This window comes from Nonomuraea basaltis (assembly GCF_005893125.1).
Lineage (GTDB): Bacteria > Actinomycetota > Actinomycetes > Streptosporangiales > Streptosporangiaceae > Nonomuraea > Nonomuraea basaltis.
In genome coordinates this window covers 42,041-66,196 of the sequence record NZ_VCJS01000051.1, presented here as the reverse complement: position 1 = coordinate 66,196, position 24,156 = coordinate 42,041, and the positions used below count along the sequence as shown (strand labels likewise).

Sequence of the window (24,156 nt, the reverse complement as noted above, 5' to 3'; positions counted from 1 at the left end):
GGGCGGGCCTGCGGGATACGCGGATGGCGGGCGCTCAACCTCACCACCCGCGTGTGCCGCTTACTTGGCCTCGTCGTCCAGGAACTTCTGGAACGCCGCGTTGGCCGTGTCAGCGGCCGCCGCGGCGTCCTTGCCGGTGATCGCGTCAACGATCGGCTGGCCGACGATCTCGCGGGCCTCGGCGACCTTCACGACCAGCGGCCGGTCATGACCCACCCCGGCCTTGGTGCTGGCCGCGATCGCCTCCGCCAGGTCCTTCGGGAAGGTCGAGGTGCCCTCCGGATTGGCCCAGACGGAGCTACGGGCGCCCGGCACGCCGGACTTCTGCTGGGTGAGCGTCTGCTCCTTGCTGGTGGCCCACTCGATGAACTTCCAGGCGTTGCCCGTGTTCTCAGAGCTGGAGTTGACGCCCAGTGCCCACGACGGGATGTTGTACGGCTTCGAACCGCTCGGGCCGGCCGGGAACGGCGCGAATCCGACCTCGTCCGAGATCTTGGATTTGGCCGGGTCGGTGGCGTTCTTGTAGAGCGAGTTCGCCTCGGTGTAGAAGGCGGCCTTCCCCTGGGTGAAGATGGCCATCGCCTCGGGCCAGCCCATGTCGGTGCTGACGTTCGCCGGGCCGGAGTCCTTGATCAGCCCACCATAGTAGGCGTACGCCTGCTTGGCCGCGTCGCTGTTGACCGCAGCCTTGCCGCTGCTGTCGACGAAGTCGCCGCCGAAGCTGTAAAGGAAGCTGGAGAACTGGGTGACCGCCGCCGACTTGCCGGTACGGGCGATGAAGCCGGCGACGTCCGGCTCGGCCGCCTTGATCTTGGCGGCGGCGGCCTTCAACTCATCGAGGGTCTTCGGCGGTGCGCTCAGGCCGGCCTTGGCGAGCAGGTCCTTGCGGTAGTAGAGGACCTCCTGCTCGGTGATGATCGGGACACCGACCGGCTTGTCCTCGTACGTGGTGGCCTCCACTGGGCCGGCCTGGAAGTCGCTGAAGTCCCAGGTCGTGGATTTCACCTGGGCCGACAGGTCGGCCAGGTACTTGTTCTTGGCGAAGAGCCTTCCCTCCTGCAGAGGGCGGTACATCATCACGTCAATGTCGGACGAGCCGGCGTTCAGCTTGACGTTGTACTGGTCGGAGAGCTGGTCCTCGCCGAGCTGAGTGATCTCGACCTGGAGCCCGGTCTGCTTCTCGAACTCGGGCAGTGCCTGCTTGATGTTCTCGGTCCACACGTGGTTGGCCAGCGTGACCCGGACCGTCGTGGACGCACCGCCGTCGCCGCCACCGCCACAGGCGGACAGGCCCATGGCGACAACCACGGCCAGAGATGTACCGGATATCGATGGACGTCGCATGTCATCTCGCCTTTCTGTCATGGCCGCCGCCCCCCGGAAGAGCGCCACGCTCTCGTAACATCTGCTTAATGCTGGGATGTTAGGAGAAAAAAGCTGACTTATTCAAGGATTAGCCTTCAACTGATATGCTTTGTGCTGTGAACCAGTCCTCCCTAGGGGGCCCACCCACACGGCAGGCCCCTGCCGAGGCTGGGCTGCACGCACGCGTCCTCGACCACCTCGGCACCGCCATCTCCAGCGGCGACGTGGCCGCCGGTTCCGTCCTGAGCATCGAAGACCTGGTCGACCGCTACCAGGTCTCCCGCTCGGTGATCCGCGAGGTGCTGCGGGTGCTCGCATCGATGGGACTCATCGAGACCCGGCGCCGGGTCGGGATCATGATCCAGCCCGCCGAGGCGTGGAGCGTCTTCGATCCGCAGGTGATCCGCTGGCGGCTCGCCTCGGACGGGCGGATGGCGCAGATGCGCTCGATCACCGAGCTGCGGACCGCGATCGAGCCGCATGCCGCCTGGTTGGCCGCCGAGCGGATCGGCGACGACGAGGCGAGCGAGTTGGTCGGGCTCGCGGCCAAGATGTGGGCCGCTGGGAAGGCCGGTGACGAGGCGCGCTTCCTCAACCTGGACATCGACTTTCACCGGCGGGTGCTGGCCGCCTCCGGCAACGAGATGTTCGCGAAACTGCAACTGATCGTCGCCGAGGTGCTTGCCGGCCGTCACCACTACCACCTGATGCCTCACTACCCGGACGAGCAGGCGTTGCAGCTGCACACCGACGTGGCTCAGGCGATCCAGCGGCGCGACGGCGAGCGGGCACGGGAGGCCATGGTGGGGATCATGGAGCAGGGCTTTGCCGAGATGAAGTCGATGTGGGAGCGGATCGCCGAGCCAGGCGGTGCGTGACCCGCGCCTGCCGGCCACCTCCTGCTGGAGGCCGCCCGGCTGCGCTTCGCCCGTGAGGGCTTCGACGCCACCAGCGTCCGCGACATCGCGAAGGACTCGGGCGTGGACGCCACCCTGATCTTCCGCTACTTCGGCTCCAAGAAACGGCTCTTCGACGAGGCGACCGCCGACATCCCGATCGACCTGCTCGACGGCCCCCAGGAGGAGCTGGTCGCCCGCATGCTCGGCTCGGTCGTCTTCCACGACTGGCGCTGGCCGAGGCCGAGCCCGCCGGCCTGGCGCCGTACGTCGAGAGCGTGGCCTCGGCTCTGCTCGGCCGCCCGATGAGAGGCATCTCAGAACAGTGATTCCAGCGGCACCTGCCGCACCCCGGTCAGAGTCGGCGACCTCGCTGCCCCGGAAGGCGAGACCTTTCGTTCCGTTGTTCCTCTACCGCAGAAATGGCGCATCCCGCAGCAGCAGAGCCGCCTGCACCCGGTTCGTGCAGTTCAGTTTGGCGAGGATGCGGCTGACGTAGGTCTTGACGCTGGCCTCGGTCATGTGAACGCGCCGAGCGACCTCGGCGTTGGACAGGCCCTGTGCCACCAGGGCGAGGATGTCGGCTTCGCGTGGGGTGAGGGCGGCCAGCCGGCGGGCGGCGTCGCGCCCGCGCTCGTCGCCCGGCGCCGCCATGTCGAGCACCTGGCGCGCCACGGCCGGCGACAGGTACGCCTGCCCGGCGTGAGCGGCCCGGACCGCGCGAATCAGCTCGTCAGGGGTGCACGTCTTCAGGACGAACCCGGACACGCCTCGCCGCACCGCTCTGCGTACGTTGTCCTCATCGCCGAAAGCGGTGAGCAGCACCACCCGCGGCCCCGCCAGCTCGGCCGCCGCAGCCAGGCCGTCCATCACCGGCATCGAGATGTCCAGGAGCGCGACATCGACCTGGTGCCGGCGGGCGGCCTGCACCGCCTCGCGTCCGTCGCGCGCGACGGCCACCACCTCGATGTCCCCGGCCGACTCCAGGACGGTGCGGATGCCGGTGGTGATGAGGGGCTCGTCGTCGGCGATCAAGGTCTTGATCACGTGGCGGCCCCGGCGAGAACCGGCACCAGCGGGAGCATCGCGACGAGCCGGAACTCGCGCGGTCCCGGGTGGACCTGAAGCAGGCCCCCAGCCGCGGTGACGCGTTGGGTCAGCCCGTGCAGGCCACTGCCGCCGCCGGAGGAGGAGGCGCGGCGGGGCATCGGGTTCGCCACCGAGACCAGGAGAGCGTCGGGCTGCCAGTCGAGTGACACGGTGATCGGCGTGCCGGACGTGTGCTTGACCGCGTTGGTCACCCCTTCCTGGACGACCCGGAAGGCGGCGTGGGACGCCTTCGGGTCGATGAGCGGGACGGCCTCGCCGGACGTCTCGATCATCACCGTGGCACCCGCGGCCCGGGACCGTGCGACGAGGCCGTCGATGTCGTCCAGGCCGGGGGCGTCATGGCTGCTCAGCGCGTTGACCACCTCGTGCAGTTCGGCCGCGGCGGCACGGGCGGTGTCCGCCAGGCCGCCCACCGCCCGCTGCTGGTCGGGGGGCAACGGGCTCACCTCCAGCGCGGCAGCCTGCACGGACACCAGGCTGAGCAGGTGACCGAGCGAGTCATGCATGTCCTGGGCGATGCGCAGTCGCTCGCGTAGCCGCTCCTGCTCGGCGATGAGGGCACTTTCCCGGCGCAGGTGCTCGCGCTGCTGGGCCACGTACCGGCCGGCGAGCAGCGGCAGCGCGGTCAGGATGACGACGCGCGCCAGGCTGATCAACGGTTCCTGACCGCCGGGGGACCGTTGCACGACCAGCAGGAGAACGCACACGTACGCGCTCAGGGCACATGCCGCCACCACGACATCTCTGCGTGCGGAGATGCGGTGCCCGGCCTGAAAACCGGTGCAGGCCAGCAGTGCCAGCGCCCCGCCGGTGAGCACCGCGAGCACCAGCGCCGCGAGGACGGCCGCGAACTGCAGACGATTCATCGCCACCATGGTGAGCGCAACGGCCACGGCGCACGCAGCGAGCGTCCAGCCCTCCGTCCCGTCCAACCACAGCAGCGCCGTATCCGCGACCACGACCGCGGCGATAAGCGCCCTGGACATACGCCTCACCATACTCACTGCACCTCGTGGCACTCATGGTCAACTTTAGTGAACAGCCATCGATGACTTTCGGGGGCAGATCCCGGCCATCCGCGGCACTTAGCGTTCTGCGCATGGTCAAGACACTCCTGGCGCTGGCCGTCCTCACGACACCGGTCAGCGCCCCGACGCCGCAGCCGTCCCTCCAGTGGAGCGCTTGCCCCATCGCGGGTGCGCCCGAGCTCCAGTGCGCGGACCTGCCCGTCGCCCTGTCGCCCAAGAGCGACCGCAAGATCACCCTGAAGCTGGCGCGCCTGCCCTCCACCGGCACCAAGAAGGGATCCGTACTGGTCAACTTCGGCGGCCCCCAGGGGTACCAGATCGCCTCGCTGGGCTCACGCACCCAGATCTTCGACAAGATCCGTACGTCAATGGACGTCCTGACCTGGGACCCGCGAGGCTATCCCGGGCTCAGCGGCGCGGTGCTGCAGTGCGACTGGGGCTTTGTGCGCACCCCGGCGTTCCCTGCCGACCAGGCCGGCTTCGACCAACTCGCCGCGGCGAACAAGGCCAGGGGCGACAAGTGCCGCGACACCGATCCGGAGCTCTTCGACCATATGGACTCGGCCGCCGACGCCCGGGACGCCGACGCCATCCGCAAAGCGCTCGGCGAGGACAAGATGAACTTCCTCGGTCTGTCGTACGGCGCAACGATCGCACAGTCCTACGCCCGCCTGTTCCCTTTCCTCGTGCGCACGATGTACATCGACGGCACCAGAAACCACAGTCTCCGCAACTGGGAACGGGAACTTGACACCGTGGCCCGCGAGACCGAGCGATTCATGGACCGGTTCTTCGCCTGGGCGCCCGCCGGGATGGAAAAGCGCTGGCGGGCGCTGATCGCCAAGGCCAACCATGAGCCGATCCCCGCCCCGAAAGCCGACGCCCGCTTCGACGGCACGCAGTTGCAGGCGATCGCGTTCCTCAAGCTCCGGCCCGGCCCCGCAAGCTGGGGCGACTTCGTGGCGGCCATCACGGCGGCCGAGGCCGGCGACGCTTCGGGCTTCGCGCTGTCGAGCCGCCAGCCCTACCCCGGCGTCCCGGGCGGCGGGTACAAGGAGTGCCTGGACCTCCCGCGCCCCGCCAACCATCGGGACGTCGCGCGCACGGTCAAGCGGTTGCGCGCCATCGCCCCCAACACCGGCGCCTCCTTCGCCCTCGCCTGGCACCTGCCACTCACCTGCGCCGGCTGGCCGACCCCGGTGACCAACCCGCCCACGCCGATGCCCCGTACGCTGCCACCGTTCCTGGGCGCGGGCACCTGGCAGGACTACGACTCCACCCGCCGGGTGGTCGAGCAGATCCCCGGCAGCCGCACCATCGAACATGACGGCCCCGGCCACAACCTCTTCGGCGCGATGGCCAACCCCTGCGTCATCGACCACGTCAGCACATACATCACCGAGCGACGGCTGCCGCCCCGGGGAGCCACGTGTCCTTGATCAGGCGAGAAGGGAGCCGCCGCGGGAAACGCTGGTGGATCGCGGGCGCCGTCACCGTGGTCCTCCTCACCGCCGCCGCGGCGCTGACAGCGATCGCCTTCCCGTCCGTCGCGGCCATCACCTGCCCCGGCTGTTACGGCCTGGAGCGGCTCCAGCCCGGCCTGTACGCCGAACCCGGCCTGCCGCAACACCAACGCCGGCACGTGACCGAGGCCGTCGAGCAGGCCAACAAGCGGGTACGTGACTACTTCGGAGGACGGAGAAGATCCCCGGACATCCTTGTGTGCCTGTCCGAGGACTGCTACCGCAGGATCGGCGGCGGCCGCGAACGCGGCATCGCCGTACTGAACCGATCGGTGATGCTGTCGCCGCGCGGCGTCGATCCCGTGATCGCCTCGCACGAACTGACCCACGTGGAACTCCGCGCCCGCCTCGATGGTGCCGAAGTCCCGCAGTGGTTCGACGAAGGCCTTGCCGTCCTGGTCAGCGACGATCCTCGCTACCTCGTCCCGACCGGCGACCGCTGCCTGCTCGACTCCCGCCGGCCCCTCCCGGCCACGCTCGACGACTGGCTGCGCGCGGCATCAGCGGATCCTCAGCTGTACGCCGAAGCCGCCTGCAAGGTGAGTCGTTGGGCAGGAACGAACGGTGGGAAAGAGGCCGTACGAACCCTCATCGAACGGCTGTCAACAGGACAGGCCTTCCCACACACCAGGATCGCCAGTCATCAGTGACCTCGACCGGTGACGAATGATCTCAGAGGGCCTGCCGGCAGGCCTCGGCAATGGCTTGCGGATCCCAGTAGAAGGGACGACATTCCAGCATTCGCCCGCCCCGCACGGTGATCAGCTGCACGATCAGGGTGTCGACTTGCTTGCCGGTGGCACGGCCCCGGAAACGCACTCTGTTCCGCACGACAACAGTGTCCCCGTCACCCCAATGCTCTTGTTCCAAGAACTCCATCGACTCCCAGAGGTCACCGAAAACGGCCAGAAACCGCTTCATCCCATCATGTCCACGCCAGGTCCCGGTGCCGGTGAACGGCAATCCTGGCGCCTGGTAGAGGACCACATCCGGGTCCAGAAGAGCAGCAACGGACTTGTAGTCGGCCTTACCGAACCCTCCCTCGGCCACGTACGCGGCTTCGGCCGCATAGAACTTCTCCATCACCGTCCAGGCGCTCGACGGCTCCCCGCCCGCCTGGATCTCTGACGTCTTCGCCGTGTTCATGACATGAGCATCCTCGGCATGCCAGGTCGCCCACTGGCACAAATCGGACCTCTTACCTGGCCCCGTCCCACGGCCGCGCAGGCCAAAGCTGGTGGCGTCCCCGGTCGTCAACTTCGGGTTGACGATAGGGGATCGTCAACCTATGGTTGACGCATGGACAGTACGGTACGTCTCGACGACCTGATCACCGTGATCAAGACCCGGCACCCCGACGGCGACCCCCTGGGCGAGCTGTCGGAGGCGGTGACCCTGGGTGAGCACATCGGCGAAGTGGCCGACCACCTGATCGGCCACTTCGTCGACCAGGCGAGGCGCTCCGGCGCCTCCTGGACCGACATCGGGCGCAGCATGGGCGTCAGCAAGCAGGCCGCGCAGAAGCGGTTCGTGCCCAAGGACGGCGGCTCCGGCTTGGCCGCCGACATACGCACCTACTCCCGCTTCACCGACCGGGCCCGCAGCGTCGTCGTGAAGGCGCAGGAGGAGGCACGGGCAACGGGCCACGACCACATCGAGCCCGGCCACCTGGTGCTCGGCCTGCTACGCGAGCCCGAGGCGCTGGCGGCCGCGACCATGGTGGCACTCGGCGCGTCACTCGACTCGGTCAAGGACGCCGTCACGGCCGTGCTCGGGCCGGGCGGCGGGAACCCGCCGCAGATGATCACGCCGTTCTCCGCGCAGGGCAAGAAGGCGCTGGATCTGACGCTGCGCGAGGGGCTGCGGCTGGGTCACGACTTCGTGGGCACCGAGCACATCCTGCTCGGCGTCCTGTCGCTGGAGGAGGGGCCCCTGGTGCGTGCGCTGGCGGATCTCGGCGTGACCAAGGAACCGGCCGAGCGCGAGATCGCACGGGCGATCAAGGAGATCAAGCAAGCCAGGGAATGATCTCCTTGATCGGGACAGAACAGGGCCGGCGTAACTGCCGGTGGCCATCGGCAGGAAGGACGCCACCGTCTCAGGGCCGAGCCCCAGAGAAGCCGACCTCGCCCAGCCCGACGCCCGCTAGGAGGGGGTAGAAGCTCATCGTGGACAGCCGCTCGGTCGGGAGGCCGGTGTCGGTGCGCCTGCTGCGGTAGATGCCGCTCGGCTCGTCCTGCAACGACTCCATGGCCGCGATCACAGCCGTGTGCCTCTCGCGCAGCTCCGCCGCGGCCTGGCGGTCACCGCGGACGTCCGCCAGGTCTGCGAGCGCCTCGCAGTCGGCCGCAGCCGGCACGACGGAGAAGCCCGTCGTGCCGGGTGTCGAGCACGTCCAGCGGCTCGTTGATCGGCTGCCCACCACAAATGCCCCCGTTCTGAACGCGGCCAGGATCGACACGGCGCCAGCTTCTGGAACGGGCAGTCGACGGGCCGACCATAGTGAGCCGAACCCTACGAGCGGGCCCGGCGTGGCAAGGTCAGTCGACCGTGTAGCGAAGTGGGGTGGCCGGGTCGGAGATGAAGTGCAGCCCCTTGTCGGCCAGGCGCTTTTCCAGCTCGGCGGTGCTTTGGACGGCTGTCTCGGGCAGGAGGTAGTACTCCTCCAAGATGACTCGGGCGGTGTCGTTGTCGCTGACCGCGCAGTCCCAGATCACCTGCTCGCCGTCGGTGGTGATGTCGAAGGCGAAGAACGCGCAGCAAGCCTTTTCGCGTGCGGCCAGATCCCGTACCTGCTCTTCGACGCCGGGCTCGGCGCGCAGCCGGAAGCGAATGCCCTCGGCGGTCTTTTCGCGGCCGACGAGGTGCCGGCCGAACAGGCGCTGGTATTCGTCCAGGCGCTGCTGGGCGGTGTCGGGGGCGGTGGCCATGTCGCAGACGATCGGGGTGGAAGAGGGTGGGATGTCCACGGTGGGCTCCTTCTCGGGGTGGCTTGTCGGCGCTCTTGCAGCGCCATCACTCAAACCGTAGAGTCTGGACTTGAGTCCAGAGTCAAGAGGTGAAGCCGCGTGAAAATCGGACAGGTCGCGCAGGAAGCCGGAGTGAGCGTGGACACGGTCCGCTTCTACGAGCGGCGCGGCATACTGCCCGCTGCCGAGCGCAGGCCTTCGGGGTATCGCATCTTCACCGCCGCGGCGGTGGAGCGCATCCGGATGGCCAAGGCCCTGCAAGAGCTGGGCTTCACCCTGGATGAGGTCGTCGACGCTCTGATCGCCCATGATCAGGGCGGTGCCACCTGCGACAGCGAGCGGTGGCGACTGGAGGCCGTGGTGGACCGGGTCGACGCCAAGATCGCCGAACTGACCAGGGCCCGGCAGGCCGCCGTGGAGAGCTTGCAGGATTGCCAGACCGGTCGATGCCGGCTCACGCTGGGTCGCCCGGCGACGGATTCACCTTCTGTGCCACCTGACTGGCCCCGCCACGTCAGGTGATCAACTGAACGCAGGTCCAGAACCAGCCTCCGGTGCGACGCCTCGGCTATCCCCACTGATCGAGACGGCTATCTTCACGACATACCGACTCCGTGTGATCGTTGCCGCATATTCGCAACAACGTGCCCTTTGCCCTCATGGCTGGCATTGAGGCGGAGGGCGGGCCGCCAGAAGATCACCCATCTGGATGTAGTCACCATCTTGCTATGACATGTCCATATGGCGCTATCATCGCAATATGGCGATTGATAGTGATAGTGGCCCCTGCGTGAGTGCCGACATCGCCGCCGGGATCCCTCCGGCGGCGGCGCTGTTCCACTCACTGGCAGATGAGAACCGTATGCGTATCGTGCAGCGCCTGGCACGCGGCGAGGCACGGGTGGTGGACCTGACCGCCGAATTCGGGCTCGCCCAGTCGACGGTGTCCAAGCACCTGGCATGCTTGCGCGACTGCGGCCTCGTCGACTACCGGGCAGAGGGCCGCCAATCGTTCTACTCGCTGACCCGCCCTGAGCTGATGGACCTGCTCGCCTCCGCCGAGCAATTGCTGGCCGCCACGGGTCATGCCGTCACGCTGTGCCCCACCTACGGTCGGGAGGCGCTCGCAGCGGAGGAGGCGGTGTCATGACCGCGATGAACCTGCCTGGCCTCGGCTCCTCCCCGGCCCGGCGCGCGCTGCTGCAGCGCCGCATCCGGCTCCTGGTGGCCGCCACCATCACCTACAACGTGATCGAAGCGGCGGTCGCCATCACCGCCGGCACCATCGCCTCCTCCGCCGCGCTGATCGGCTTCGGCCTCGACTCCATCGTGGAGGTGGCTTCGGCCGCCGCGGTGGCCTGGCAGTTCTCCGCCACCGATCACGAGCGTCGTGAGAAGACCGCGCTCCGCGTCATCGCGATCTCCTTCTTCGCCCTGGCCGCGTACGTCACCTTCGACGCCGCACGCGCCCTGCTCGGCACCGGCGAGGCCGAACACTCCACCCCCGGCCTGATTCTGGCGGCCCTGTCCCTGATCATCATGCCGTTCCTGTCGTACGCCCAGCGCCGCGCCGGCCGCGAACTCGGCTCCGCCTCGGCGGTGGCCGACTCGAAGCAGACGTTGCTGTGCACGTACCTGTCCGGGGTGCTGCTGGCCGGGCTGGCGCTCAACAGCCTGTTCGGCTGGTCCTGGGCCGACCCGATCGCCGCCCTGGTCATCGCCGCCGTCGCGGTCAAGGAGGGCCGCGAAGCCTGGCGCGGCGACGCCTGCTGCGCCGCCACCGCGCTCAGCACCCCCAGCGAGAGCTCCGGCGGTTGCTCGGACGGCTGCTGCTCGCCCGCTGCACCGGAACGGTGACGATCCATCATCTGCCGCCCCTCACAAGCTCGGCAAACAGCACTGAGCACGTCACAAGGGGAGCAGGAACAGGCTGAGCGGGGTGCCGGCCACGGTCAGGGCGGTGATCAGGAGCAGGAGACGCATCGGCAGCGGGGTATGCGGCAGCGCGGAGAGCCGGTCGATGCGGGCGTCGAGGTCCTCACCGGCTCCTCCCAGTGTGCCGGGCGGGGAGGCGATGCGGTCGCATGTGCGGAAGCGGTGGAGTGCGGCGGCCAGGGTCATGTGGTCGATTTCGCGGGCTGCGCGGTCGTCGGCGCGCATCTCGACCAGCAGCGCGACCGCGTCCAGCATGGCGCGGACGTGGCGGCTGGCGGGGAAGGCGCGGTGCAGGGCGGCGAATGGAAGGATCACCAGGTCGTGGCGCTCGCGGGCGTGCGCGAGCTCATGGGTCAGCACCGCGCGCAGCTCCTGATCAGTGAGGAGGTCGAGGCTTCCGGTGCTGACGACGATCGCGGCCTTGCGCCCCGGTACGCAGTACGCGGCCACCGCCGGATGCTCCACCACCAGGGCTTCCGGGAGCTCGGGATGGGGACGTGCGATCAAGCCGAGCAGTGAGCGTTGCCGACGCCGCAGTGCGGCTACTGAGCCGGCGCTGCCGGCGAAGGCGACCGCGAGCCAGACGGTCGTGGCAATGCCGCAGGCCGTGAGGAGGAGATGGAACGGGGTGATCTCCGCCGGCAGATCGCCGCGGGCCAGGTCGCGCGCGAACCCGGCGAGCGCGGGGACGATGCCGAGCCGGTAGGGGGCAAGGCCGATCGCGAGCGCTGCACCGATCACCGACAGGACGAGGGTCAGGCCGATCGCCTGCCAGATCAGCAGCGACGTGCGCGGCGCCCGCCAGGTGAGGCGTGAGCGTGACATGGACGCCATGGCCAGCAGCGCCGCCAGGAGGGTGATGACGTGGTGGGCGGCATAGGTCACGAGGGCTCCTGGCCGTGGGGGAGGGCCTGGCGCAGCGCCTCGGCTTCTTCCAAGCTGACCGAGCGGGCGAAGTGGCTCAACGCCGCCAGCCGGTCGCCGTCGCCCGTTTCGCTGAGCGCCGAGAGCATGAGTTCGGCGACGTACGCCTCGCGCCCCGCCGCGGACCGGTAGCGCCAGGTGCGGCCGTCGTCGTCGCGTTCGCGGCGGATGAAGTCCTTGCGGACGAGCCGGTTCATCACGGTCATCACGGTGGTGTAGGCGAGTTTGCGGTCGCTGAGCCGGTTGACGACCTCGCGTACGGTCAGCCACGCGTCGGTGCTCCACAGCACTTCCATGATCGAGCGTTCCAGCTCGCCGAGGCTGTTCACGGCCCCTCCTCACGTCCTGCGGGCTCCAGAGCGGGCACGGCGAGCACGGCCGCGGCCGCCAGCGCCGCCGATGCCGCCCCGGCCAGGTAGGGTAGCGCCGCCCCGAGGTCGAACAGTAACCCAGCGGTGGCCGGGCCGACGATCCGCGCGGCGGCGCCCGCGGACTGCCCGGTGCCCAGCCGCGCCCCGCGCTGTTCCGGCGGTCCTGCGGCTGCCAGGAGGCTGGAGACGGTCGGGGTGAGCAGGCCGTGCCCGGCGGCCAGCAGGCAGACCGCGGCCAGGCACTGCCACCAGGTCGCGGCCACCGGGATCGCCACCATGCAAACGGTCATGGTCACCGCGCCGATCGCGGCGACTCGGGCATCGCCCCAGCGGCGAGCCAGCCAGGCCACCAGCCCGGCTTGCACCGCGGCCATCGCGAGCCCGGCCGCCGCCAGGGCCAAGCCGATCGAGGTGGCGTCCCAGCCGTACCGATCACGGCCGAGGAACGCCAGCGTGGTCTCCATCCCGACGAAGGCGGTCATCGCCAGGAAGCCGGTCCCGGCCAGCAGCGCCACCGGTGTGCGCCGGGGCCCGGACGGCCCCTGATCGCGGTCCGGCTCGCACGGTCTGTCGCGGCCGGGTGGCTCGGGTAGCCAGGCGAGGGCGGCGGCGAGGTTCACCGCGGCCAGCCCTGCCGCGGCGTACGCGCAGGCGGCGAACCCCAACGGCGCCAGCGCGCCGCCGAGCGCCGGCCCGATCACGAACGCCATCCCGATGGCGGCCCCCATCTGCGCCATCGCCCCGGTACGCCGCTCGGCGGGCACCGCATCGGCCAGATACGCCTGCGCGACCGAGATGCTCCCGCCGCACGCCCCGGCCAGTGCCCGGCAGGCCAGCAGCCCGGCCAGCGAAGTGGTCAGGCCGGTGAGCGTCATGGACAGCACCGACCCTGCGAGGGCCAGCAGTACCAGGGGCCGCCGGCCGTACCGGTCGGACAACCGGCCGAGCACGGGCGCGGCCACGAGTTGCGCCACCGAGTAGGCGCTCATCAACGCCCCGAACCACAGCCCGGTGGCCCCGAACTCGGCGGCGTAGAACGGCAGCGCGGGCAGGATCAGCGTGAAACCGAGCAGGTCCACGAACACCGTGGCTGAGATGACCAGCTGCGCCGAGCGCCGCATCACGTCCCCTTCTCATGGGGCGGGGCAGGATGAGCCACCGCTACTACAGCGTGTAATGCTACAGCGTGTAGTAGAAGGGTTCTCCAGAAGGGCGAAATAAGCACGATGAACGAGCTCATGACCTCGAGCGACATCGCCATCCACGTGACCGCGGCGGTGGCGGCCGGCGGCGCCTTCACCCTGGGCGTCATCGCCTCGGCTCTGTTCCTGCGCGCCGAGGCGCGGGGCACGGTGCACGGCCTGCGTCCCGGCCGGCTCGACCCGCTGGCGCGGCGGCTGCACACGTTCGCGTTCCCGGTCTGGACGTCGCCGTGATCGCGGGCGCGATCTGGGCCGATAGGCACAGCACCGTCATCTCCCTCACCTCGCGCCGATTGGTCGCGATGTCGCCCTTCGGCCGCTGAGTCTCAGCCGCGGGGGTTGTGGCGGCGGGACGGGGTGGCATGGGCCGAGGCCGGTCAGGCGGGGCCTCGGTAGCCGGAGGGCTCGCCCTGGCCCTCGTAGGCGGGCACGGGACGGCCGGACAGAAATGCCCGCAGGAGCCCGAGATACGCCTCGCTCCGGTACGTGCCGCGGTCGAGGTAGGCGAGCGTGGCGGAGGGCAGCGACCGCCGGAAGTCCATGGCCGATGCCCAGCTCTGCTCGTCGCACTGACTCTTGACGATCAGCACGGGCGCCGTCACCTTGGCCAGGCTCAGCCGGAGCGAGCCCGGCGCGGGCCGCCCGGTCAGGCCGACGTAACCCCCGGAACCGGTTGCGGCGGCGGGGCAGGGACGCGGGGCTGCCTGGCGGACGAGGTCGAGGTAGGCGTCCAGCTCCCGGTCACCCGCGAACGCGTGCGCCGCCCGCGGGTCCACCCGCAGCAGCGTGGAGACGGCGAGCAGGCGAGGGTCCGGCGTTCCGTCGCGTCCGAACATCGCCACCACGTCGACCTTCCCGTCCGCCTCTCGCTCTTGGGGCTCCCAGGCGGGTGCTCCCTGGGATGGTCCGGCCGGAGAAGCTTGAGACGACCACGGGCCGGCCGGGGAGAGTCCGGCAGGAGAGGAGAGCACCGCCCGCGCGACGCGGTCCGGGTGCGCGGCCAGGTAGGCAGCCGCGAGCTGGGCGCCGTAGTCCTGGGCGATCAGGTTCAGCCGCCTGGCGCCCACGGCATGGCGGATGGCCTCCAGGTCCGCCACGTCGCGCGTCAGCCCGTACCCCCGAGGGTCCCGCAGCCGCGCGGAGCGCCCGGCCCCGAGCTGGTCATAGACGTACACCTGGTAGCCGTTCGCCGCCAGCTTCCCGAAGAACGCGGAGGACGCCGCCAGGTCCGCCACGCCGGGCCCGCCGTGCAGGAACACCACGGGGTCGGGCCGGGTGACCCGCTTCGGCGCGAGCCGTACGTACGCCAGCTCCGAGCCCGTCGGCAGCCGCCATTCGCGCTGCCCGGCCACCGGCGCCGGGGGAGCGGGGGACGGCGCCGGGCGCAAGGTGGCCACGCTGGCGTGCCAGACCACCGTCGCCTCCACCCCGAGGATCACCATCGCCCGTAACCATCGCCCCCACGCCACCCTCGGCCTCGGCACGCACAGCAGCAGGCCCAGAAAGAACATCGACGCGAAGACCGCCAGGCCCGTCACTGCGAACGCCGTCGGCTCCACGCCCACCATCGCCATCCCGGCCAGCGTGGCCAGCCCCAGGACCGGCGACAGCGCCAGCACAACGGCGCCTGCCACCGCCCGCCCGGCCAACCTGGCGAAAATAGCCACAAGGGGACGCTAGCTCAGATGCTCCGGGCAAACGTCAACGCGGCCGGGTACACCATCAACCGCGCCTCCGAACGGCCCGCCCGGGAGTCGGCGACGTCCTCACCTACCCGCTCCGCCTCTGACACGAGCCGACCGTCTGGCTACGCGAGCCGACCGTCCCGATGCGCTTGTCCGCCATTGCGGCACCGCACTACCTTGCCGATGTGGATCTCTTCTCACGCACTTGGACGGCGTTGCGCACGGCGGTCGCCGAGCTCCCGGACGAGGACTTCGCACAGCCGTCCGGCTGTACCGGCTGGCTCGTGCGGGACCTGGTGTGCCATCTGATCATCGACGCTCAGGACGTCCTGATCACCCTCGTGACCCCCGCCGAAACGGAGCCCACCCGCGACGCGGTGACCTACTGGGACGTCGCCGAAACGCCGCCGACCGGCGACGACCCGCTCGACGCGCTGATCGTCCGGCTGGCCGCCGCGTACGAGGAGCCCCGGCTGCTCAAGTTCCACTTCGACGACGTCGGCTCCGCCGCCGGCCGCGCCGCCGAACTCGCCGACCCGGGCCTCCGGGTCGGCACCCGCGACGAGGTCCTCACCACGGGCGACTACCTCTCCGCGTACGTCCTGGAGTGGACGCTGCACCACCTCGACCTGGTCGCGCACCTCCCGGACGCGGCGCAACCGCCCGCGGAGGGGCTCGCACGGTCCCGCGAGATGCTGGAGAAGATCGCCGGGACCGCGTTCCCCGCGTCGTTCTCCGACAAGGACGCGCTGCTGGTCGGCACCGGACGGCGTGCCCCGACCGACGCGGAGAAGGCCGAACTGGGTGAGCTGGCCGCGAAACTCCCGCTCGTCCTCGGATGATCGTCTGGTCGAACGGGACCACGCTGCGGGGCAGTTCCTTGCCCGGTCACGCTTTCCTCTTGCCGGACAACCAGGACATCACCCAGAGGATCATGCCGATCGCCAGCAGAACCCCCGCGATTTGGTATTGGCCGGCTGGACGCCCGGAGGACCACGGCAGAACAAGGTAGAGGCACGTGATCGTCCCCACCACCGGGAGGACGCGGCCCGCGTTGAAGTGTTCCACCGTCGTCTCGTCCCTGCGCAGGACGAGAACGGATACATTGACGGCCGCGAAAACCGCGAGCAGGAGCAGCGACGTCGTTCCGCCCAGCAACGCCACGACCGGGCTGTCGGGAACCAGCGAGACGAACGTGATGAGGCCGACAGCGAGGGCGGTGGTGAACAGGATCGCCGCCTGTGGCGTGCGTCGAGAGGGGTGCACCTTCGACAGGAAGGGCGGCAGCACGCCCTGCTTGCTCATCCCATAGAGGAGCCGGCTGGCCATCAGCATGTTGATCAGCGCGGAGTTCGCGACGGCGAACATCGAGATGAACGGCAACAGGTCGGCGATCGGAACGCCGGGGGCCGCGGTCTGCACCACCGTCACGAGGGGCGTCTCGCTGTCGGCGAGTCGGCCGACGGGTACCACGGCAACGGCGCAGATGGACACGAGCACGTAGATCAGCCCTGTGATCCCGAGGCCGGTGAACATCATGCGAGGGAAGATTCGTGCCGGATTCTTGGTCTCTTCTGCCATGTTGACCGAATCCTCGAACCCGACCATGGCGAAGAAGGCCAGCGACGTCGCAGCGCTGATCGCCAGGAACACGCTCTTGTCAGCGGGGGTCTCGAAGGCGACGACGCGGGAGAAGTCCGCCTGTCCGCCGAGGATGAAGTACAGGCTGAGCACGATGACAAGGAGCAGCCCCGACAGCTCGACCACAGTGAGCACGACGTTGACCTTGACACTCTCGCCGACGCCTCGGAGGTTGACGGCCAGGACCAGGAGCATGAAGCCCACAGCGATCATGAGGATGACGCTGTTTCCGACGTCCAGGCCGAATCCGGTGGTCAGGTTCGCGGCGAAGGCCCGCGACGCCGCCGAAGCCGACGTGATGCCGGAGCACATCACGGCGAAGCACACCAGGAAGGTCAGGGCCTGCTTGCCGAAGGCCTTATGCACGTAGAGGGCGGCTCCTGCGGCCTCCGGATATTTCGTGACCAGTTCCAGGTACGAGCACGCCGTGATCAGCGCGACTATGAAGGCGATGGCGAAGGGGAGCCAGGCGGCGCCGCCCACCTCGCCGGCGACCTCGCCTGTCAGCGCGTAGATACCGGTTCCGAGAATGTCGCCGACGATGAACAGCAGCAACAGACCCGGGCCCATCACACGCTTCAGACTGGGCTGGCCGCCGCTTTCGGCCTCGGCAGGACTGGGGGGACTGATCTGAGGCATGGAGGGTCCTTGTCATGCACCAGCCGTGGGGCTGGAGGGGATGGGGTTACGTCCCACGTTCGGGAACCGGGGGGGTGCCGATCAATCGCGGCGCAGACGCATGGCATTGCGGGCCGGTCTAGGAGTGCCGCTCAACGGAGGCCCCCGTCGGCGCGGATCGGGCTTGTTTCGCTGCGCCATCCTCAGCCGACCGATCCCTGGGCGCCAGGCTGGCCACGTGATCTCGACCGTCATCCTGACACTTTAAGGTCCTGCGCAGTCATCCGTGAAGACAACGTCACGCTGAGTTGACGCGTGACTGCTTGGAGTGGATGGGCGGAGGGCCTGCCGAACCTCGATGGCCTGGCCAAGCGGATCTCAGCGTCCGCGGCTGCGGGCTTGCGCGGGGCAGCGGCGTATAGGTGCGATAGCCGTGGACGGTGCGTTCGGCGGCGGGCAGGATCCCGGCGTCCTCGTAGTTCCTGATCAATTGAGTGGACAGGCCGTGCTCGCGCGCCAGGTCCACTGGCCTCATGGATGCATCACCGATTGAGGGTCCATCGCGATGAGAGCGGGAATTTCCAGGAAAAGTTTACACCGAAAGTTCAACGATACCGTTGAATGTATGGATATCAAGGACACAGCCCGTCCACTCAACGGCGCGGGCGTCTCGGCGTTCCTCCGGTCGCTGCCCGCCAAGCCCCTGCTGCTCGGCCTGGGCGAGGCCAGGCACTTCGTGGGGGAGCTGGGCGAGTTGCGCAACGAGATCTTCCGGCATCTGGTCGAGCACGAGGGCTACCGGTCGTTCGCCATCGAGAGCGACTGTCTCATGGGTCTCGTGGTCGACGACTACATCACGACGGGCGCGCACACGCTCGATGACGTCATGGAACGCGGCTTCAGCCACGGCTTCGGCGCCTCCCCGGGCAACCGCGAGCTCGTGCGCTGGATGCGGGCGTACAACGAGGAGCATGATGAAAAGCTCCGGTTCTTCGGGTTCGACGGCCCCCTGGAGTATTGGGCGGCGAGCCCGCGCCAGGCGCTCACCGCCCTCTACGCCCTCCTCGACGGCCCGCTGCCCTGTACCAAGGAAACCCTCGACACGCTGCTGGGTCCGGACGAGCGGTGGGCGAACGAGGCCGCGGCCATGGATCCGTCCCAGTCGATCGGCCAGTCCGCCGACGCCCAGCGGCTGCGACTGATCGCCGACGACCTGGTGGCGCTGCTCGACACGCAGGCGCCGCGGCTGAGCGCGGAGGACAGGGAGCGGGCGGCACTGTACGGGCGCACCGCCACCGGCCTGCTCCGCTACCACTACTGGATGGCCGACGACTCCCCGGCGCGGTGGACACGGCTGTCGGCCCTGCGGGACGCGATGATGGCCGCCAACCTGCGTGCCGTCGCCGAGCAAGGCCCGGCCCTGGTTTTCGCCAGCAACCTTCACCTGCAGCGGAACAAGAGCCTCATGCCGTTCGGCGACCAGACGCTGGAGTGGTGGAGCGCGGGGGCGATCGCCGAAACGCACCTGGGCGACCGGTACGCCTTCCTGGCCTCAGCCCTCGGCACGGTCGGCGACGACACACCGTCCCCGGACACCGTCGAGGGCATCCTGTCCACGCTCCCGTGGGACCACTCTCTCATCGCCGCCCGCCGCCTGGCCGAGGCCGTCACGAAGCCCGCCCCGCGCATCTCCCACGATTTCGCCTATTTCCCGCTGGACCCGGCCCAGCTCGACATGATCGACGGCATCGTCTTCCTCAAACAGGCTGTCAGGCTGAAGAAGCTGGGTTGACAGGCGCGTGCGTGTCAGGCTGTGCTGACACGCACGCGCATCAATCACGCCATCCATGGATGCGCGCCTGGGGTCCCTCGCGGGTGAGCGCCTGGATGTCGTCGGCGCCGAGGTGGGCCCACGCCTGCCGGATGCGGGGAGCGAAGTCCTGCACGTCCTGGACGGTCGCGTCTCCGGCGATCCATCCCGTCCCGTGGGAGGCGATGCGGCGCAGGGTCGCCTTGGAGTTGCCGCCGAACAACAGAGGTGGGCCGCCGGGTGTGGCCGGCCGCGGGCCGACGAGGTCGCCGGGTCGCCGGATGCCGAGGCCGGCGCGAGCCGATCCAGGAGTTGGTCGAAGCGCTTTTCCTCTGGTGCTGTAGTCGACCTCGCTGAGGACCGGATTGGCGTCAGCCGACCCGGTCAGGCGTGGCCGGGACGTCCCGCGAGCCGGTCGGGCCGCGCTCCAGCAGCCGGTGCAGATCGGCGACGGGCTGGACCCCGGAGACCGGCGGCCGGCCGTCGATCACCAGGCTGGGGACGCCGGTGACGCCGAGCTCGGCCGCGCGACGCCGGTCCGCCCGCACCTGGTCGGCGTAGTCGTCACCGGCCAGGACGGCGCGTACCTCATCGGTGTTCAGGCCGGCCTCGCCGCCCAGGCGCTGCAGGAGCTGCGGGTCGGCCACGTTGATCCCTTCCGTGTGGTAGGCGTGCAGCAGCAGTTCCATCATCTGGTCGGCCCGGCCGTGGTCGGCGGCCAGTTTGCACAGCCGGTGCGCGTCGAAGGTGTTCACCGGCCGGGTCAGATGCAGGTTCAGCTCCAAGCCTTCCGCAGCGCCCAGCGATCGGATCCGGGCGATCCGGGCAGGCGCCTGCTCGCCCCACCATCCGGCCATGGCCTCGGCGGCGGTCGGGCCGGGGATCCGGCCTTCCTCCGGGGCGAGCTCGTAACTGCGCCAGGCGATCTCCACGCTGTCGTGGTCGGCGAGGTTCGCCAACGCTGCCGTCAGGCGTCTTTTACCGATGTAGCACCACGGGCACAGCACATCGGCGTATATCTCCAGCTTCATGTACGTCCTTCGAAATTGATCGTCGCTGTTGGGCCACAGGTGTTCGCCTCACGCTGCATCGCGCCGTGCAAGGGCTGGGCGAAGGCGCCCACGGAACGGGGTTTCGGCGATCAGGAGTCGAGGCGCTGTGGCCCGGGACCGACCTCGCGTAGTCAATGATCGAAGAGAAACCGGTATCCGTGCTCACGCACATGCTCCTCAAGGTCGGATGCAGGGCAGGTCCCGATCGCCCATCCTGCAATCTCAACTGCGGTTGAGGTCAAACACCGGGCAGGCGGGGCATTACCGATGCCTGCATAGCTTCCGGAATTACTCAATTCCGGAAATAGAATGCGGCAACGACTTCCGGAAACGCGCAAAGCGAGCGGTGCAGACGACGAACAGCTTCCGGCAAGACGCAGCTGGTTCCGCGCGGTCGCCAACCGGTCCCGCTGCCGGGCCCCGAACGAAGAGGTGCTCGCCTCCTACGCGGCCGCGCTGGAGGGCCCGCCGCTGGCCGATCCCAGCAAGGCCAAGTACCGCTCACGGGTGCGCGACTTCCTCGCCTTCATCGTCCAGGCCAGCGCCGACGGCGCTCTGGACGGTGACCCGCTCACCGACCCGCCGCCGCCGGCCTGGGCTACATCTGGTCCCCGTTCTCGCTTACGTAGCCCACGCCGGGGTGGGGTCGTCGTCGTGGTGGCGTGCCGCCGCTGTCTGGGCGGTACTCGAAGTGCCACCACTCGTTGTCGTAGATGCGGTAGAGGTCGTAGCGGGCGCCGTGTTCCTCGAGCCAGCGCGCGCCTTCGTGGGGGCGCACGTCCAGCGCGATGCCCTTGACGTGCGGGGATTCCGCCGGTGGTAACACGAGCATGCGTGCCGAGGCCGGGGAGCCGGAGCGGCGCACCTCCTCGTCGAACATCCGTTGCTGGACAAGGGGATCGCGGTATCCCGAGGTGAGGCCGATGAGCTGGCCGTGACGCCAGAGCGCCTCGGTGCGCGCCGCGGTGAACGCCGCCATGGCGCCGTCGGTGAGCCCGGTGAGGTCCTCGGCGGGGAATCGCATCCGCAACGCCCAGCGGCAGGCCAGTTCGCGGGCGCGGCCGGGATGGCGGGCGAACGCCCCGGGCAGCAGAAGAACGGCGAGCACCAGCGTGACCACGGCGAACAGCCGGTCACGGGGCCGAGGTGGGAGGGTGCGTGGTTCGTCCATGACGATTACGATTGGCACCGAATATGCGTGCGTTGTCCGCCGCATGTCACCGTTTCTCGACGGCGGCCACCGTCGGCGCGACCGTGACACAACCATGACACGGCGCGGACGAGGCGGGGACACGGTCGGCCGACAGTGGAGTGGATGGGGTTGACCGGCGGGCGAGTTACGGAGCGTGCTGTTGATACTCGGCGGCGTGTCGCGAGTGTTGTTGATCGAGGATGACCCGGCCGTGCGGGAGGGCCTTGAGCTGGCCCTGAGCCGGCATGGGCACCGGGTGCGCGCCGTGGAGTCCGGCGAGCAGGGGCTGGACCGGCTGCGTACGGACCTTCCCGACGTCGTCGTGCTCGATCTGATGTTGCCTGGCATCGACGGGTTCGAGGTCTGCCGCCGCATCCGGGCCGCCGGAGAGGTACCGATCATCATGGTGACCGCGCGCGGCGACGACATGGACGTGGTGGCCGGGTTGGAGGCGGGCGCCGACGACTACGTGGTCAAGCCGGTGCAGCCCAGGGTGCTCGAGGCACGCATTCGCGCGGTGCTCCGGCGAATCGGCCGGGACCAGGCGGAGCTGGAGCGGCACGGGGACCTGACCATCGATCGGGCCGGGCTGGTGGTCGCCAACCGCGGCGTGCCGGTCAGCCTCGCCCCGACCGAGCTGCGTCTGCTGCTCGAGCTCTCCGGCACGCCTGGCCGGGTGCACAGCCGCCAGCAGCTGCTGGAGTCGGTGTGGGAGCACGGGTATTTCGGCGACTCGCGTCTCGTGGACGCGTGCGTGCAGCGGTTGCGCGCGAAGATCGAGGACGACTCGGCGGCGCCCGTCTACGTGCAGACGGTGCGGGGGTTCGGGTACCGGTTCGGGCCGGTGTGAGCCGCCGGTGACACCTCGGCCGAGCCTGGGGCTGCGTGCCCGGCTGTTGCTCGCGTTCGCACTGCTGTGTGTGGTCACCGCGGCGGCGGTGGCCGGCGCGATCTACGTCCAGGCCCGCAACGACATTCTGCAGCGGACCCAGGATGCCTCGGTGCAGGCGATGAGAAGCCGCCTGGAGACGCTCTTCCCGTTGCGGAGTGCGACGCCGGGCCCGACCGAGCTCGACGACATCGCCGCCGCCGTGCCCGACCAAAACAGTGTGGAGTTTGCGGTCGCCGTCTACCGCGAGATGCACTCGCCGGTCGCCCCGCCGGGGCGCTGGAGGCCGGGCGGGAGGGTGCTGGCCTTGGATCTCGGGGTGATTTCACCACAGTTGCGGCGGGTGGTGGCCGGCGGCGAGATCGCGTGGCAACGTGTGGTGCGGCAGGGCACGCCCTGGCTGATCATCGGCGCGCCGTTGCTGATCGTCGAGGCGGATCGGACGGCGCGGGTGTCGGGTATCGAGGTCTACGCCGCGCGCAGCCTGCTCGCCGAACAGCGCAGCATCGACGAGCTCGCCGCATCCGCCTGGCTCACCGGCGGGGCGGCCCTGGCGTTCGCGGTCGTCCTGGCGTTGCTGGCCACCCGTGGCGTGCTGCGCCCGGTGCGCGAGCTCGGTCGGGCGGCACGCCTGCTGGGCGAGGGCGAAATGCGGACCAGGATCGCGGTGCGCGGCTCCGATGAGCTGGCCGACGTGGCACGCACGTTCAACAACACCGCCGCGGAGCTGGAACGGCACGTCAAGCAGCTGCGCGAGATGGAGGCCGACGCCCGCCGGTTCGTGGCCGACGTGTCCCACGAGCTGCGCACCCCGCTGGCCGCGCTCGCCGCGGTCGCCGACGTCCTCGACGAGGAGGCGGCCCGGCTGCCCGAGCCCGCCGGCAGGGCCGCCAGGATGGTCAGCCAGGAGACGCTCAACCTCACCGGGCTGGTGAACGACCTCATCGAGATCAGCAGGTTCGACTCCGGCGTCGCGGCCCTCGCGCTGAACGAGGTCGACGTGGCCGAGCTGGTGCGCGCGACCCTGCGTACCCGGGGCTGGTCGGAGCCGGTGCACACCGAGCTTCTACCCGCGGTGACGGCACGGCTGGACCCGCGCCGAGTGGACGTCATCCTCGCGAACCTGGTCGGCAACGCCCTGCGGCACGGCGAGCCACCGGTGTCGGTACGGCTGTCCGCCGACCCGCACTGGATCGCTCTCGAGGTCCGCGACCACGGACCGGGGCTGAACGAAGCGGTGCTGCCGCACGTGTTCGACCGGTTCTACAAGGCCAACGCGGCCAGGGCCAGGTCCGAGGGCAGCGGCCTCGGCCTCGCCATCGCGCGGGAGAACGCGCGCCTGCACCGAGGCGACCTCACCGTCACCAACGCCCCGGACGGCGGCGCCATCTTCACGCTGCGCCTGCCACGCCGGGCACACGATCCGGAAGAAGGCCCCGAGTGAGAACCGGGCCGCCCCGCCGCGTGCTCGCCGCGGGCCTCGTATCGCTCGTCGCCGTGGCCGCCTGCGGCGTGCAACCCAGCGACGTCATCCCCGCCGGCGACCCGCCGAGCGGAGCCGTCGCACCAACCACGACGATCACCCTCTACCTGGTGAAGAACGGCCGGCTCAACGCGGTAACGCGGCCCGGGCCCGGTGGTCGTCCACTGTTCAATGCGGACACGCTCGCGCTGCTGGCAGCCGGACCCACCGCGAGGGAACAGGCGCGCGGGCTCACCACCGACGTCCCGCCCGAAGCCGGCCCGTTCTCGGTGACCGTCAATCCGGCCGGCCACTTGTTGGTGACCCTGTCCACTCCGGCCGGCAAACTGTCCACACTGGCCGTCGAGCAGATCGTGTGCACGGCCGCCGCCACGGTGCCGGAAAGCACTGCCCAGGTCACCGTCATCGGTGCTGGGCAGAGCGTCGGCCCCCGAAGCTGCCCGGGGTGACGGTAGCGACCTAT

At 69.6% G+C, this 24,156-nt stretch carries 29 protein-coding genes; 14 read left to right on the top strand and 15 right to left on the bottom strand.

Features of this window, described 5'->3' with window-relative positions; genetic code table 11:
• Positions 1-60: 60 nt before the first annotated feature.
• Positions 61-1,308, bottom strand: coding sequence for an ABC transporter substrate-binding protein (locus EJK15_RS24415; RefSeq protein WP_206061083.1), 1,248 nt, complete (start codon positions 1,306-1,308; stop codon positions 61-63).
• Positions 1,309-1,481: 173 nt separating this feature from the next.
• Here EJK15_RS24415 and EJK15_RS24410 point away from each other — a divergent pair, with 173 nt between their 5' ends.
• Complete coding sequence (locus EJK15_RS24410) at positions 1,482-2,243, top strand: FadR/GntR family transcriptional regulator (RefSeq protein WP_206061082.1); 762 nt, start codon at positions 1,482-1,484, stop codon at positions 2,241-2,243.
• Positions 2,244-2,264: 21 nt separating this feature from the next.
• Positions 2,265-2,570 carry a helix-turn-helix domain-containing protein gene (locus tag EJK15_RS24405; protein ID WP_138712781.1) on the top strand — a complete coding sequence of 102 codons (306 nt, stop codon included), beginning with the start codon at positions 2,265-2,267 and terminating at the stop codon, positions 2,568-2,570.
• Positions 2,571-2,672: 102 nt separating this feature from the next.
• On the opposite strand, the gene EJK15_RS24400 is transcribed toward EJK15_RS24405, so the two are convergent.
• Both EJK15_RS24400 and EJK15_RS24395 read right to left on the bottom strand, forming a co-directional pair.
• Complete coding sequence (locus EJK15_RS24400) at positions 2,673-3,308, bottom strand: response regulator (protein WP_138712780.1); 636 nt, start codon at positions 3,306-3,308, stop codon at positions 2,673-2,675.
• A complete protein-coding gene (locus EJK15_RS24395) occupies positions 3,305-4,357 on the bottom strand; it encodes a sensor histidine kinase (RefSeq protein ID WP_171074511.1) in 1,053 nt (350 codons plus the stop codon). The genes EJK15_RS24400 and EJK15_RS24395 overlap by 4 nt, the downstream gene beginning before the upstream one ends.
• Before the next feature lie 113 nt (positions 4,358-4,470).
• Here EJK15_RS24395 and EJK15_RS24390 point away from each other — a divergent pair, with 113 nt between their 5' ends.
• Positions 4,471-5,838: an alpha/beta fold hydrolase gene (locus tag EJK15_RS24390; RefSeq protein ID WP_171074510.1), complete on the top strand. Its 1,368-nt coding sequence runs from the start codon at positions 4,471-4,473 to the stop codon at positions 5,836-5,838.
• A complete protein-coding gene (locus EJK15_RS24385; RefSeq protein ID WP_138712777.1) occupies positions 5,835-6,572 on the top strand; it encodes a hypothetical protein in 738 nt (245 codons plus the stop codon). The genes EJK15_RS24390 and EJK15_RS24385 overlap by 4 nt, the downstream gene beginning before the upstream one ends.
• Before the next feature lie 22 nt (positions 6,573-6,594).
• Here the strand turns inward: EJK15_RS24385 and EJK15_RS24380 are convergent, their stop codons facing one another.
• The gene (locus EJK15_RS24380) at positions 6,595-7,068 is read right to left on the bottom strand and encodes a nuclear transport factor 2 family protein (RefSeq protein ID WP_138712776.1); all 474 of its coding nucleotides are present in this window, start codon (positions 7,066-7,068) and stop codon (positions 6,595-6,597) included.
• Positions 7,069-7,221: 153 nt separating this feature from the next.
• On the opposite strand from EJK15_RS24380, the gene EJK15_RS24375 reads away from it, so the two are divergent.
• A complete protein-coding gene (locus tag EJK15_RS24375; RefSeq protein WP_138712775.1) occupies positions 7,222-7,950 on the top strand; it encodes a Clp protease N-terminal domain-containing protein in 729 nt (242 codons plus the stop codon).
• A gap of 70 nt (positions 7,951-8,020) precedes the next feature.
• On the opposite strand, the gene EJK15_RS24370 is transcribed toward EJK15_RS24375, so the two are convergent.
• Together EJK15_RS24370 and EJK15_RS24365 are read right to left on the bottom strand one after the other, a co-directional pair.
• Entirely contained in the window at positions 8,021-8,383 is a 363-nt protein-coding gene (locus EJK15_RS24370; RefSeq protein WP_138712774.1) for an MGH1-like glycoside hydrolase domain-containing protein, read from the bottom strand.
• A 79-nt stretch (positions 8,384-8,462) separates the two neighbouring features.
• Positions 8,463-8,891, bottom strand: a complete 429-nt coding sequence (locus EJK15_RS24365; protein WP_138712773.1) for a hypothetical protein — start codon at positions 8,889-8,891, stop codon at positions 8,463-8,465.
• A 99-nt stretch (positions 8,892-8,990) separates the two neighbouring features.
• Between EJK15_RS24365 and EJK15_RS24360 the strand changes: the two genes are divergently transcribed.
• The 3 genes from EJK15_RS24360 (at position 8,991) to EJK15_RS24350 (ending at position 10,748) form a co-directional block, all read left to right on the top strand.
• Positions 8,991-9,413, top strand: coding sequence for a MerR family transcriptional regulator (locus EJK15_RS24360; protein ID WP_138712772.1), 423 nt, complete (start codon positions 8,991-8,993; stop codon positions 9,411-9,413).
• Between the two features lie 238 nt (positions 9,414-9,651).
• A complete protein-coding gene (locus EJK15_RS24355) occupies positions 9,652-10,041 on the top strand; it encodes an ArsR/SmtB family transcription factor (protein WP_138712771.1) in 390 nt (129 codons plus the stop codon).
• On the top strand, positions 10,038-10,748 hold the full coding sequence (locus tag EJK15_RS24350; RefSeq protein ID WP_206061081.1) for a cation efflux transmembrane domain-containing protein: 711 nt from the start codon (positions 10,038-10,040) through the stop codon (positions 10,746-10,748). The genes EJK15_RS24355 and EJK15_RS24350 overlap by 4 nt, the downstream gene beginning before the upstream one ends.
• Positions 10,749-10,799: 51 nt before the next feature.
• Here EJK15_RS24350 and EJK15_RS24345 read toward each other — a convergent pair whose 3' ends face one another.
• Genes EJK15_RS24345 through EJK15_RS24335 form a run of 3 tightly spaced genes read right to left on the bottom strand, consistent with a single transcriptional unit; the run spans position 10,800 to position 13,242 of the window.
• On the bottom strand, positions 10,800-11,711 hold the full coding sequence (locus EJK15_RS24345; RefSeq protein ID WP_138712770.1) for a M56 family metallopeptidase: 912 nt from the start codon (positions 11,709-11,711) through the stop codon (positions 10,800-10,802).
• Positions 11,708-12,079 (bottom strand): BlaI/MecI/CopY family transcriptional regulator, encoded by a 372-nt coding sequence (locus tag EJK15_RS24340; protein ID WP_138712769.1) that lies wholly within the window; start codon positions 12,077-12,079, stop codon positions 11,708-11,710. The genes EJK15_RS24345 and EJK15_RS24340 overlap by 4 nt, the downstream gene beginning before the upstream one ends.
• On the bottom strand, positions 12,076-13,242 hold the full coding sequence (locus tag EJK15_RS24335; RefSeq protein ID WP_138712768.1) for an MFS transporter: 1,167 nt from the start codon (positions 13,240-13,242) through the stop codon (positions 12,076-12,078). The genes EJK15_RS24340 and EJK15_RS24335 overlap by 4 nt, the downstream gene beginning before the upstream one ends.
• Positions 13,243-13,347: 105 nt before the next feature.
• Here EJK15_RS24335 and EJK15_RS24330 point away from each other — a divergent pair, with 105 nt between their 5' ends.
• Positions 13,348-13,557, top strand: coding sequence for a hypothetical protein (locus tag EJK15_RS24330; RefSeq protein WP_138712767.1), 210 nt, complete (start codon positions 13,348-13,350; stop codon positions 13,555-13,557).
• A 143-nt stretch (positions 13,558-13,700) separates the two neighbouring features.
• On the opposite strand, the gene EJK15_RS24325 is transcribed toward EJK15_RS24330, so the two are convergent.
• Positions 13,701-14,990 (bottom strand): alpha/beta fold hydrolase, encoded by a 1,290-nt coding sequence (locus tag EJK15_RS24325; protein ID WP_138712766.1) that lies wholly within the window; start codon positions 14,988-14,990, stop codon positions 13,701-13,703.
• A gap of 203 nt (positions 14,991-15,193) precedes the next feature.
• On the opposite strand from EJK15_RS24325, the gene EJK15_RS24320 reads away from it, so the two are divergent.
• On the top strand, positions 15,194-15,850 hold the full coding sequence (locus EJK15_RS24320; protein WP_138712765.1) for a maleylpyruvate isomerase N-terminal domain-containing protein: 657 nt from the start codon (positions 15,194-15,196) through the stop codon (positions 15,848-15,850).
• Between the two features lie 46 nt (positions 15,851-15,896).
• Here EJK15_RS24320 and EJK15_RS24315 read toward each other — a convergent pair whose 3' ends face one another.
• Both EJK15_RS24315 and EJK15_RS77680 read right to left on the bottom strand, forming a co-directional pair.
• Positions 15,897-17,219 carry an APC family permease gene (locus EJK15_RS24315; RefSeq protein ID WP_240777178.1) on the bottom strand — a complete coding sequence of 441 codons (1,323 nt, stop codon included), beginning with the start codon at positions 17,217-17,219 and terminating at the stop codon, positions 15,897-15,899.
• 346 nt (positions 17,220-17,565) lie between these two features.
• Positions 17,566-17,802, bottom strand: coding sequence for a MerR family DNA-binding transcriptional regulator (locus tag EJK15_RS77680; RefSeq protein ID WP_420847084.1), 237 nt, complete (start codon positions 17,800-17,802; stop codon positions 17,566-17,568).
• A 90-nt stretch (positions 17,803-17,892) separates the two neighbouring features.
• Between EJK15_RS77680 and EJK15_RS24305 the strand changes: the two genes are divergently transcribed.
• The gene (locus EJK15_RS24305; protein ID WP_138712763.1) at positions 17,893-19,059 is read left to right on the top strand and encodes an erythromycin esterase family protein; all 1,167 of its coding nucleotides are present in this window, start codon (positions 17,893-17,895) and stop codon (positions 19,057-19,059) included.
• Positions 19,060-19,099: 40 nt separating this feature from the next.
• On the opposite strand, the gene EJK15_RS72945 is transcribed toward EJK15_RS24305, so the two are convergent.
• The 3 genes from EJK15_RS72945 to vanY-N form a co-directional block, all read right to left on the bottom strand.
• A complete protein-coding gene (locus tag EJK15_RS72945) occupies positions 19,100-19,300 on the bottom strand; it encodes an LLM class oxidoreductase (RefSeq protein ID WP_206061080.1) in 201 nt (66 codons plus the stop codon).
• Between the two features lie 148 nt (positions 19,301-19,448).
• Positions 19,449-20,108 (bottom strand): DsbA family oxidoreductase, encoded by a 660-nt coding sequence (locus EJK15_RS24295; protein WP_138712761.1) that lies wholly within the window; start codon positions 20,106-20,108, stop codon positions 19,449-19,451.
• 619 nt (positions 20,109-20,727) lie between these two features.
• Complete coding sequence (vanY-N, locus tag EJK15_RS24290) at positions 20,728-21,300, bottom strand: D,D-peptidase/D,D-carboxypeptidase VanY-N (protein ID WP_138712760.1); 573 nt, start codon at positions 21,298-21,300, stop codon at positions 20,728-20,730.
• A 196-nt stretch (positions 21,301-21,496) separates the two neighbouring features.
• Between vanY-N and EJK15_RS24285 the strand changes: the two genes are divergently transcribed.
• From EJK15_RS24285 to EJK15_RS24275, 3 genes are read left to right on the top strand one after another with little or no spacing between them, the layout of a single operon-like run.
• The gene (locus tag EJK15_RS24285; protein WP_171074508.1) at positions 21,497-22,171 is read left to right on the top strand and encodes a response regulator transcription factor; all 675 of its coding nucleotides are present in this window, start codon (positions 21,497-21,499) and stop codon (positions 22,169-22,171) included.
• 7 nt (positions 22,172-22,178) lie between these two features.
• On the top strand, positions 22,179-23,654 hold the full coding sequence (locus EJK15_RS24280; protein ID WP_138712759.1) for a sensor histidine kinase: 1,476 nt from the start codon (positions 22,179-22,181) through the stop codon (positions 23,652-23,654).
• Positions 23,651-24,142, top strand: a complete 492-nt coding sequence (locus EJK15_RS24275; RefSeq protein WP_138712758.1) for a hypothetical protein — start codon at positions 23,651-23,653, stop codon at positions 24,140-24,142. Before EJK15_RS24280 ends, EJK15_RS24275 begins: the two co-directional genes overlap by 4 nt.
• Positions 24,143-24,156 lie beyond the last annotated feature (14 nt).